The 10,997-nt window shown below is 48.5% G+C and carries 8 protein-coding genes; all 8 read left to right on the forward strand.

What is annotated here, in order from left to right; translation table 11 throughout:
• Positions 1-362 precede the first annotated feature (362 nt).
• Complete coding sequence (gene nadA, locus AAH187_RS04840) at positions 363-1,460, forward strand: quinolinate synthase NadA (protein ID WP_342347305.1); 1,098 nt, start codon at positions 363-365, stop codon at positions 1,458-1,460.
• 176 nt (positions 1,461-1,636) lie between these two features.
• Positions 1,637-4,495, forward strand: coding sequence for an isoleucine--tRNA ligase (ileS, locus tag AAH187_RS04845; protein ID WP_342347306.1), 2,859 nt, complete (start codon positions 1,637-1,639; stop codon positions 4,493-4,495).
• A complete protein-coding gene (lspA, locus tag AAH187_RS04850) occupies positions 4,492-5,013 on the forward strand; it encodes a signal peptidase II (RefSeq protein ID WP_342347307.1) in 522 nt (173 codons plus the stop codon). The genes ileS and lspA overlap by 4 nt, the downstream gene beginning before the upstream one ends.
• A 135-nt stretch (positions 5,014-5,148) precedes the next feature.
• The gene (locus AAH187_RS04855; RefSeq protein ID WP_342347308.1) at positions 5,149-5,604 is read left to right on the forward strand and encodes a DUF2141 domain-containing protein; all 456 of its coding nucleotides are present in this window, start codon (positions 5,149-5,151) and stop codon (positions 5,602-5,604) included.
• Between the two features lie 643 nt (positions 5,605-6,247).
• Positions 6,248-7,321, forward strand: a complete 1,074-nt coding sequence (locus AAH187_RS04860; protein WP_342347309.1) for a hypothetical protein — start codon at positions 6,248-6,250, stop codon at positions 7,319-7,321.
• A gap of 388 nt (positions 7,322-7,709) precedes the next feature.
• Positions 7,710-8,042: an EamA family transporter gene (locus AAH187_RS04865; RefSeq protein WP_342347310.1), complete on the forward strand. Its 333-nt coding sequence runs from the start codon at positions 7,710-7,712 to the stop codon at positions 8,040-8,042.
• A gap of 859 nt (positions 8,043-8,901) precedes the next feature.
• A complete protein-coding gene (locus AAH187_RS04870) occupies positions 8,902-9,579 on the forward strand; it encodes a response regulator transcription factor (RefSeq protein ID WP_342347311.1) in 678 nt (225 codons plus the stop codon).
• Positions 9,572-10,921, forward strand: a complete 1,350-nt coding sequence (locus tag AAH187_RS04875; protein WP_342347312.1) for an ATP-binding protein — start codon at positions 9,572-9,574, stop codon at positions 10,919-10,921. Before AAH187_RS04870 ends, AAH187_RS04875 begins: the two co-directional genes overlap by 8 nt.
• The last annotated feature ends 76 nt before the right edge of the window (positions 10,922-10,997 follow it).

A 10,997-nucleotide genomic window follows, 5' to 3' on the forward strand; every position in this document is an offset into this window, starting at 1 on the left:
GATTTGTCTCAATGGCAAAACCGGTTCCCCGAAATGGCGGAGAGCTATTTGTGTGTATGGCATTAATGTGAAAACACAGGTAGAAAAAGATTGTCGGGCTATTTTTTTGATTTATTGGTCTTGAGTAAACCACAGAAGGTCGAGCCTTCTGTGGTCCCCGCAGGCATGGGATTGACCGTCAGCAGGTGGATCGTTGTGGAGCAGCTCAAATAGTAGCTAATTAAAGAGAATTCCTTTCTTAGGTGCCTACAGATTTGGTAAGCTTAATTTCTATTCCTTGATTTCTTTAAAATGGTAGTTATTATCAGAAAATATAGCCATCTTTGAACCAAAAAAAAACGAAAACGTCGTTGGAAATAATTATGCCCACAATTACAGAATTCCCTATTACTGACTATCAAACTCTTCCGGATCAGGAATTGTTTGATCGAATTGTAGACGCAAAGGCAATATTAGGTCGGAAAGTATTGCTATTGGGACATAACTATCAACGGGATGATGTAATCATCCATGCCGATTTCCGGGGCGATTCTCTGCTCTTGGCCAAGTACGCGGCTGAGCACCCTGAGTTTCCTCATGTGGTGTTTTGTGGGGTGCATTTCATGGCTGAAACAGCCGACATTCTGAGTCGGTCTAATCAAACCGTCATCCTGCCTGACATGGCTGCGGGCTGCTCAATGGCGGATATGGCTTCCATGGAACAAGTGGATGATTGTTGGGAGCGGCTTGCACGGGTGTTGCCTGTTGAGGAGACCGTAACCCCAATCGTGTATGTGAATTCAGCTGCTGCTCTCAAAGCCTTTTGCGGAGAACATGGTGGCGTGACCTGTACTTCTTCAAATGCCAAAGCCATTATGAACTGGGCCTGGGACCGGCGAGAGAAAATTCTTTTCTTTCCGGATGAGCATTTAGGGCGGAACACCGCGAATGCGATGGGGTTTCCCCCTGAGGACATGATCGTCTGGGATCCCTTTCAACCCAACGGCGGACATACTCGGGAAACCATACACAAGGCTCGTCTGATTCTCTGGAAGGGGCATTGTAGTGTGCATCAGATGTTCCAACCGGCACACGTAGCCTATTTCCGAAAACAGTATCCGAATGTGCAGGTAATTGTGCATCCTGAATGTCATGAGGATGTGGTCAATCAGGCAGATCTGGTGGGATCGACGGAATTTATTATTCGGACGGTGACTCAGGCCGATCCGGGAACAATCTGGGCGGTGGGAACGGAGCTGAATCTGGTAAATCGGTTGAAACATGATCAGGCCGATAAGCAGGTCTTTTTCCTCTCCCCCATGGTGTGTCGCTGTTCGACAATGTTTAGAATTGATGGGCCTCATTTATGTTGGGCCATGGAAAATCTCGTGCAGGGCCATGTGGTCAATCACATTCAAGTTCCCGACGAGGAGAAAATGTTTGCCAAGTTGGCTTTGGACCGCATGATGGATCTGAGCTAAATACCTTCCTTCTGTGGTGTCCCCCTTCCCTTATTTGTCGCGCTTTCATATCAATAACAGTAGCGTCTCCCCATTGATGTGTTGTCCCGATAAGACTGAAGGGCGTTGTTTGACGGGTTTAAGGGGCATGGCTAGAATGGCCCAGAGTTTATCCCAATATCCTTGAGAATTTTCCCATGGACTACAAAGCGACATTGAACCTTCCTCGGACTGAGTTTCCGATGAAGGCCAACCTGCCCCAAAAAGAACCGGAGCGATTAGCCTGGTGGGAGCAGGAGCGGGTGTATGACCGCATTCAGGAGGCCAGAAATGGTCATCCTCGTTATATCCTTCACGATGGCCCGCCTTATGCCAATGGGCATATTCATATCGGGCATGGGCTGAATAAAATTCTCAAAGACATCATTATTAAATCGAAAACCATGGCGGGTTTCCAGGCTCCCTATATCCCTGGATGGGATTGTCACGGGTTGCCGATTGAACATCAGGTGACCAAGCAACTTGGTGCAAAGAAAAAAGATCTGAGTGCGGTGGAGCTCAGGAAGCTTTGTCGAGAATACGCCGAAAAATTTGTTGAAATTCAACGAGACGAGTTTCGCCGGTTAGGGATATTCGGGGATTGGGAGCATCCGTATCTGACGATGGATCATGCCTATGAGGCAGCGATTGTTCGAGAATTTGGGAAATTTGTAGAAAAGGGTCGAGTTTATAAGGGATTGAAGCCGGTGCTGTGGTGTACCGTGGATCAAACGGCGCTGGCTGAAGCCGAAGTGGAATATGAGAATCATCTCTCACCGTCGGTATATGTGAAATTTCCCCTTACGGTCTCGCCGGCTGAAATGGGTTCCGACCAACGACTGGGTCTGCCTACAATCAAAGAGTTGAAAGCCGTTTCGGCCGTCATTTGGACAACGACCCCTTGGACCCTTCCCGCGAACCAAGCCATTTGTCTGCATCCCGATTTTGACTATGCCGTTCTTCAAGCTGGCGAAGAGGCTTTTATCGTTGCTCTTGGATTGGTAGAGGCATTTGCCAAGGCCTGTAAAATTGAGAAATTTGAGGTATTGGGCAAGAAAAAAGGAAAAGATTTTGAAGGGTGGACGTGTCATCCTCCATTTGCCAAGAAAGAGGTCCCCATCCTCAATGGCGATTTTGTGACCTTGGAGCAAGGGACCGGGTGTGTGCATATTGCTCCCGGACATGGAATGGATGACTATCTTTTAGTTCTGAAATATAACAAGCCCCCTTATGTCGAAATGCTTCCGGATCGGAAGCCCCTAGAGATCCTGGTGCCGGTTAATAATGCAGGACGGTTTACGGATGATTTCCCTGAATGTGCAGGTCAACCTGTTTTGGATGCGAATCCTGCAATTGTTGACCTCCTGAAAGCGAAGGGTTTGTTAGTTGGTGAAAAGAAGCTTGAGCATTCTTATCCTCATTGTTGGCGCTGTAAGCAACCGGTCATCTTTCGGGCGACGCATCAATGGTTTGTGTCCATGGAGGAGGCCGATCTTCGCCAAAAAGCCCTCAAAGAAATTGATAGAGTCCAATGGATTCCAGAGCGGGGACGAGATCGAATTTACGGGATGATTTTGAACCGTCCGGATTGGTGTTTATCTCGTCAGCGGATGTGGGGCACACCCATCCCCGTGTTTTCGTGCCAAGGCTGTTCCACGCCATTAGCTGATTCCAAAGTAATCGAGCATATCAGTGGCCAAATGCAGGAGAGTGGGGCCGACATTTGGTTTAGTCGATCCGCCGGGGAATTACTTCCCGTTGGAACCACATGTACGCAATGTGGCCATGGGTCCTTTAAGAAAGAACATGATATTTTAGATGTCTGGTTTGAATCGGGCGTGAGTCATGCCGCAGTGTTGAGGCCTCAAGGTGAAGGCTGGTATCCCGCGGATTTATATCTTGAAGGTTCCGATCAACATCGGGGATGGTTCCACAGTTCGCTTTTGACATCGGTGACGACGGATGAGCAAGCGCCCTATCGGGCCGTGCTGACGCATGGGTTTGTCCTGGATGGGGAAGGCAAAAAAATGTCAAAATCGGCGGGTAATGTCGTGACCCCGCAAGAAATCATCAAAGAGTCTGGTGCAGAAATTCTCCGATTGTGGGTGGCCTCGCAGGATTATCAGGAAGATCTGCGTATCTCAAAGGACATATTAAAACAATTGACGGATGCGTATCGAAAAGTGCGCAATACCTGCCGGTTTCTTCTGAGTAATCTGTATGATTTTGATGCAGCTGTTCATTCGGTGCCGCATGCCGATTTGCCCGAACTGGATCAATGGGCGCTCTGGCGGTTAGGGCAATTGGTCGACAATGTCAAGAAAGGGTATGTGCAATTTCAGTTTCGTCAGGTCGTGCATGAATTGGATTATTTTTGTTCCACGGATATGAGCGCGACCTATTTGGATATCTTGAAGGACCGGTTGTATACCTTTCCAACAAATTCACTACTTCGGCGTGGTTCTCAGACGGTGTTGTTTGAAATTGTGTCCTCCTTAGCAAAGCTCATGGCGCCTATTCTGAGTTTTACGGCTGAAGAAATCTGGCAGGTTCTACCGGGATCCACGGTAAAAGGATCGAAGCCGATGAGTGTGCATTTGGCCGACTTTCCGGAAGCTCCGACAGTCTTCCAAGACCCACAGCTCCACACGACGTGGACCTACTTATTCCAAGTCCGGAGTAAGGTGCAATTCGCTTTAGAACAATCAAGACGGGACAAGGTGATTGGTTCTTCCCTGGATGCCACAGTGATCCTGCATGCGACTGAACCCAATTGTACGTTGCTTAAACGGTATCTCAGCGATTTGCCTGCCCTGTTTATTGTGTCATGCGTGAAGGTGGAAGGGGTTGCGTCACTGCCTGGAGGTGAATTGGTAGATGCGAGCCTGGGTTTGGCGATTGAAGTCGTGAAGGCTGAAGGCATCAAATGTGATCGATGTTGGAATATTCGCCAGGATGTGGGTTCACAAGCCCAGCATCCTATGCTTTGTGGCCGATGTGTGGAGGCGGTGGGGTGAGCGCGGGCATTCATCGATTTGTGTTATTAGGACTCGTCGTGGCGTCCCTTGTGAGCCTTGACCAGGTCACCAAATATTACATTGCCAGTTCGATGTACCTCCACGAGTCCATCCCCATTATTCCAGGATATTTTTCCTTGACCTACATCAGAAACCCTGGCGCCGCATTCGGGATCATGGGCACGACCAGTAGTGGGTTTAGGCTCATTTTCTTTTTCCTGACATCCCTCTTTGCCATGGGGTTATTAATTACCATCTTCTTACGGTTAGAACCCCACGATTGGTGGGGGCAAATGACCATTGCGTCTATTTTTGGCGGCGCGATCGGAAATTTTATCGATCGCCTGCAATATGGAGAAGTCATCGATTTTTTAGATTTTTATATTAATGGCTACCATTGGCCAGCCTTCAATGTGGCCGATTCCGCGATTAGCGTAGGTGTGTGTTCCCTTCTTGTGCTATTTGCCTTTGAAAAACGGAAACCCAATCTGACTCCTCAAGAAAACCATCCTCTCTGATTTTCCCAAGTCATCCTCTGTCCCGAGCCACGCGTGTACCCGCTCATTTTGCTCTCATCAGAAATAGTGTTCATTTGTAATTGTTGAGATGAAAATGTTTTCGAGCACAGTCTATTCGCGACCAAGGGGGGTGGCATGTATATTTTAATAGTGTTTTTGCTCGGTGTTTCAGCAAGCTTTGGTGAAGAGTTGCAGCTACCGGTCAATACCTGTCCTCGTGAGGGGAGACCCATTCACATTCATGTGCATGGAATCAAAAGCGCTGCAGGATCCCTTAAGGCAGTCCTCTATGGACCTGATCCAGAGAGTTTTTTAGTCAAGGGAGCCAAGGCTGATAAAGAACGGGAACCTGCCCAAAAAGGTTCCATGACCCTGTGTTTGGCGGCACCGGTGGAAGGTAAATATGCCGTGGTCGTGTACCATGATGAAAACGACAATCATAAATTCGACCGTAATTTTATCGGTTTGCCTACCGAAGGGTTTGGCGTGTCGAATAATCCCTCGTTATTTTTAGCCGCTCCGAAATTTGAAGAACTTTCTTTCGAGGTTAATGATGAAGTGACCCATGTGGATGTTGATTTGAAATATTAGTGCAATACCTGAGTATGAAGGAACTGCACCATCGAGGTCGGCATTTCTCGGGACAAACTTCTCTGTACTTTGTGAAGATCATTCAAGATAAGGATGTCGGGGAAAGAATCGCTCCCTTATCAAAGAATTGTTAGAGTAGCTGTCTTGTTCTCCGTGGGCCAGGTTACTTGACCTGTCGTAGCTATGGACGATGGTGCCATGGTCTCTCTGGGGGCATTTGGTCGGCTAAGCCGACCATCTGATCCTTTGCACTTCATGGTTGTATGTACCGGCACCCCAATTGTCTAAAATGTATTGGAACGCATGGTTGGAGTAGACACTAATTTTCCAAAATGCCTCATAAAGACACTGCTATCATTTGCTTCCGAATATCGACTTTTTTATGTTCATGACGAGTGTCAATTCGGCCACCTTTTTCAATCAGGAGTGAGCGATCACCGAAGATTGGTCGATGCTATTTGCTTATCCGCATGGTGCATGTTGTGTTCACCAATTTCCATGAAGGAGTGACATGGGTTTTCGTTCATGGTCTCTTGTTTTCCTGGTAATGATTTGGGGAAACGCGAATGCGTTCTTTGAACTATTTGCCGAGGTGTTCCATGAAGAATTTTTCCATGGACCAAGGTTGTGAGGGGGTACTGACGTGCTGAAAAGACGGAGGAGTATTGCCAAGGTAGCCATGATCAATGTCTTGTTTTTTTTGATTGTCGCCATCTCCATTAATCTCCTTGTGGCTATTTATCTAGATGGACGGTCTCTCTGGAAAAAAATCTTTGTCCCCATTAATGAGAAGGCTTATACCGAAAGCCTTCCTGACCAGGACTATGCCTATCTTATTTATCGAGAGAAAGAACAACTCGAAACGCAATATGTTCCTTATGTCGCCTGGGCCCGTAAACCATTTTCTGGAAAAACCATTACGATCAACAGTGAAGGCGAGCGCATACATCATTTAACGACGGATCAACCCGTCAAGCACGTTCGCTTTTTCGGGGGATCAACAGTGTGGGGAACTGGTGTCGATGATCAGCATACTATCCCCGCGCATTTCAATGAACTTCATCAGGATTACCGGGTGTACAATCATGGGCAATCAGGTTTTGTGAGCAGACAGGAGTTGGCCAGGTTGATTAATCTGGTAAATCAAAAAGTCCCGATGGATGTGGTGGTGTTTTATGATGGCTGCAATGATTCTCACAGTGTCTGTGAGGGGAAAGGCCCTATCAATAGCCATCGTGAAGCGGCCAAAATGGCACAAAAGCTAGAGCATCGTTGGCAGGTAGCGGATGCCCTAACCGGGTCCATCCGCACGGTGATCCAGAAGGTCGTAAAATTGGGGAAAGAGCCGCCATCCCAATGTCTCGAAGATCCGGCCTATGCAAAATTAGTGGCATCTACCATGGTCAATAATTGGAAAATTGCTCGATCGGTGGCTGCTCTTGGGGGGGCAGGCTTTCATGCCATCCTCCAGCCTGTGGCGGCTTTAGGCCAACCCAACATTGAATATTTGAAACCAATGGGTAGCAAAACTAATTGGCATGTCGTCTATCCTCTTGTCCAGGAAATCAAAGAAAGAGAGCACCTCGATTGGATTCATGATTTCACCGATGCGTTTGATGTGAAAGAGTACATCTATATCGATGGCTGCCATGTGAATGGACGAGGGAACCAGATTGTGGGAAGAAGACTGAGTGAAATGCTGAAACAGTGGGAATGATTGAGGGTATTGAGTTCCGGCCCCCGTAGCATTCCTCCTTTATTCACCAGATAGAAGTCTGTTATAAATCCCCAACTCCCTGAATTTAAATTGAAAAGCTATCAGGATTGACAGGTCGGAAATACCTATCGCAGAGTTTTCGCAAATCAATAATAGGTTCCTCGTAAAGTAATGAGGGATTCATTGAATGTGTTCGGACCCGCGCTTGATTCTTGATGATGACTTTTATGACAGTCGATCTGTAACCCTGTCCCCCGAAGGACAACTAAATGCGTTAGAGGTATGTGAGGCGAGAGAAGTTGGTTGAGCCGGATCAGGAGGGGGAACGGATTGTTACACCCATAGCATAATGAATCCAACAAGTTTTTCTTTAATTATTTTTGGAGTTTTGCTTAACGCTGCCGCCCAGCTCCTTTTGAAAGCCGGAGTTGGTAGCGTCGGAGTCATCGCGTTGGATTTTGGCAGCATGTTTTCGGCGGGTTCACGCCTGGGGGTGCATCCCTTCATCCTGGGCGGTCTTACATGCTATGTCGTCAGTGTCATGGTATGGATACTTGCTCTCTCTCGGGTGGATGTGAGTGTCGCCTATCCGATGCTGTCGTTGGGCTATATCGTCAATGCCTTCGCAGCTTCGGCCATCTTTAGCGAGCAGTTGACACCGACAAAACTCATTGGAATCGGTATCATTTGCCTTGGTGTTTTCGTTCTCGCCAGGAATTGAAACGGACCCTACTCTGCCGTGCATCCGTCCCTCCCTTGATGCGGAGACCGTGCGGGTGGTAACCGAGGTGGTTTACACTGGCTGAATTACGAGTGGCCCGAAGGTGCTTGTCTTTGAGGGGACGCTCAATAGCTATCTCAGGGGTGCCTGCATGGTCGACAGTTTCATGGACTTGGTGGCTTGTGATAAGGCTTGCCGGAATACGCTCATAAGGTTTTAGGCCAACTATATGCCGTAAAATACCTTCTGTGTTCCAAAAGCGGTCCAGGCAAAAGCTCGGGAGTTCAAAGTCCCGTTTAAGTTCGGCGATCCGATTTTCCGAATCTGTACGGTCCCGGTACAGTCGCCAGACTCCGAACGGGGGGATCGTTAGATTCATCACAAAGAGTTGATCCCGATTTACCGGAATACCTTCCAAGAATTTACTTCTACTTGAGGCCGCTCGGCTTCTTCTTACCGGACCACCAGGATCCGTCGAGTGTGGGCCATCCCTGGAACTGAGAGTGGACGTCCGTTAAACGGCAGGTCAAGGTCCAGGGCTGTCCATGCCGTGCCCTTCTTATTCGTAACAACCCAGCGAGGCTCCCGAAGACGTAAAGCCGGTTTTTCCCCGTTCACAGAATCGTTGGCGTCGTCGCTTTATGTGGATTCTCCCAGGAACATGAACGCGAATGGGGAAGTCTGAGGCCATACGATACAAAAGGAAAGCGAGTTGGTGAATAATTCCGGTTGAATGTGAGACGTCCGAATGAAAGTTTTAGCTGAATTGGGGTATGCTTTCCGTAGGCTGTCCCAAGATTACCATTTGAGGTAGATGAAGTCAGGCACTGTCTTTCGCCTATCAGAAATTTCAGGTGACATGAAAATTCTCGTTATTGAAGACGACGAAGAAACAGGCTTATACCTTGTCAACGGTCTGACCGAAGAGGGATATGTTGTCGACCTCAGAGCCGATGGCCAAGAGGGATTAATGCAAGCCATGGATGAAACCTACGAGGTGCTGATCGTTGACCGGATGTTACCCGGCCTCGACGGTCTCAGTCTGGTGAGGAGGCTTCGTACCGCGAATGTGAAGACCCCCGTGCTCTTTCTCAGCGCCCTCGGTGAGATTGAACAGCGGGTCGAGGGTCTCGAAGCCGGGGGAGACGACTATCTGTCTAAACCCTTCGCCCTTTCGGAATTGAAGGCCCGGATCGAGGCTCTTCGACGACGACCTCCCCTTCACCAGATTGAATCGCGATTGTGCGTCGGTGATCTTGAAATGGATCTGCTCTCACGGAAGGTGAGACGGGGAAAGATTCCGATTGATCTTCAGCCTCGGGAATTCCGCCTCCTTGAGTATCTGATGCGGAATGCCGGTCGTGTTGTCACCAGGACGATGCTTCTGGAGCAGGTGTGGGAATTTTATTTTGATCCTCGCACCAGCGTGGTCGAGACCCATATCAGCCGCTTAAGAACAAAAATCAACAAGGGCTTCACCTCCCAATTGATTCAAACCGTGCGTGGAGTAGGGTATCGCATGGACCAGGATGCGTAACCTCGTCCGTACCGCCAGCTTCCGATTAACCATTCTCACGGGTGGCCTCTTCCTGGTCTTCCTGATCATGACATTCGCGATTTATTATTGGATAGCGGTGAGCTACGTCTACGAGCGTATAGACGCGGAGATGGACTGGAAGATCCAGACGTTGACCCAAGAGTACCAGTCGAAATCGTTCGATCCTTCTGATCCGGATTTGGTGGAGCCGGGGAGCTATGTTCTGTTGCAAGACGCGACTGGTCGATTCATTGTGAAGATTCTTCCCATAAAGTCGGATGACCAAAGATGGTTATCCCAACTCCTGCCGGAGCCCATCCCAATGAACAATGCCAGCAAGACCTTCCGGGCAAAAGCCGTGGCATTACCAGACGGTTCACGCATGGTCGTGGCTTCTGATTTAAATGACATTCGTGTGATCAATGAGCTTTTTGGTGAGGTCTTTGTGTGGATATTGGTAACGATTGTCATATTGAGCAGTGGATGTGGAGTTCTGGTCAGCACCATAATCCTTCGGCGTGTGGGAGAAATCAATCTCCTCGCGAGGGACATTATGAACGGTCACCTGGATCGTCGGATTCCCCTCAGGGGGACCAACGATGAATTTGATCGATTGAGCATCAACCTCAATCTCATGTTGGATCGGATTGAAAAGCTGATGGACCAGGTACGTCAGGTCTCGATAGACCTGGCCCACGATTTGAGAACGCCACTGGCCCGCATGCGACAACGATTGGAAGTCGCTCGCAGGCAGGCGACGTGTATGGAAGATTACGAGAAAGCCATTGACAAAGCCCTGATTCAAAATGAAGAGATTTTAGAAACATTTAGTGCTCTTTTGAGGATCGCTTACGTGGGGTCGGGAGTTGGTCGACAGAACTTCGAGGATATCTCACTGACCGACATGCTCGAAACCATAGGGGAGACGTATGAGCCGATTGCCGAAGAACGCAAGCAAGGCCTGGTGAGTACCATCGAGTCCGGACTGATGATCCATGCCGATAGAAAATTGCTCACACAAATGATCGTCAATCTTTTGGAAAATGCGATCCGCCATACGCCGGCGGAAACCCAAATTTCAATGACTGCTTCCCGAACAACCGGCGGCGTGATGATGGTCATTGCAGACACAGGCCCTGGAGTATCCGAAGTGGAACGGGACAAGATTTTTCAGCCCTTTTACCGACTGGAAACCAGCCGGACTACGCCTGGCAGCGGACTTGGTCTTAGCTTAGTTTCTGCGATTGCTCACCTTCATGACATCACCATCCATCTTTCCGATAACCGCCCTGGTCTGTGTGTGACCCTGTTCTTTCCCACTACCTCTACTCGTAAGCTGTAAATCTTACCGCTTGGTAATAAATTGGAATAGGTGCGGTAAGATTCCTCAGCTATTATCAACCCAATTCTTCTTTCCT

Origin of the sequence: uncultured Nitrospira sp., from assembly GCA_902500695.1 — a bacterium.
In the GTDB taxonomy this organism is placed as follows: Bacteria; Nitrospirota; Nitrospiria; order Nitrospirales; family UBA8639; genus Nitrospira_E.

Excerpts from the sequence above, each read along its gene's own strand:
- AAH187_RS04855 (WP_342347308.1), top strand. The coding sequence starts at position 5,149 with ATGTATATTTTAATAGTGTTTTTGCTCGGTGTTTCAGCAAGCTTTGGT.
- AAH187_RS04875 (WP_342347312.1), top strand. The coding sequence starts at position 9,572 with ATGCGTAACCTCGTCCGTACCGCCAGCTTCCGATTAACCATTCTCACG.
- ileS (WP_342347306.1), top strand. The coding sequence starts at position 1,637 with ATGGACTACAAAGCGACATTGAACCTTCCTCGGACTGAGTTTCCGATG.
- nadA (WP_342347305.1), top strand. The coding sequence starts at position 363 with ATGCCCACAATTACAGAATTCCCTATTACTGACTATCAAACTCTTCCG.
- AAH187_RS04870 (WP_342347311.1), top strand. The coding sequence starts at position 8,902 with ATGAAAATTCTCGTTATTGAAGACGACGAAGAAACAGGCTTATACCTT.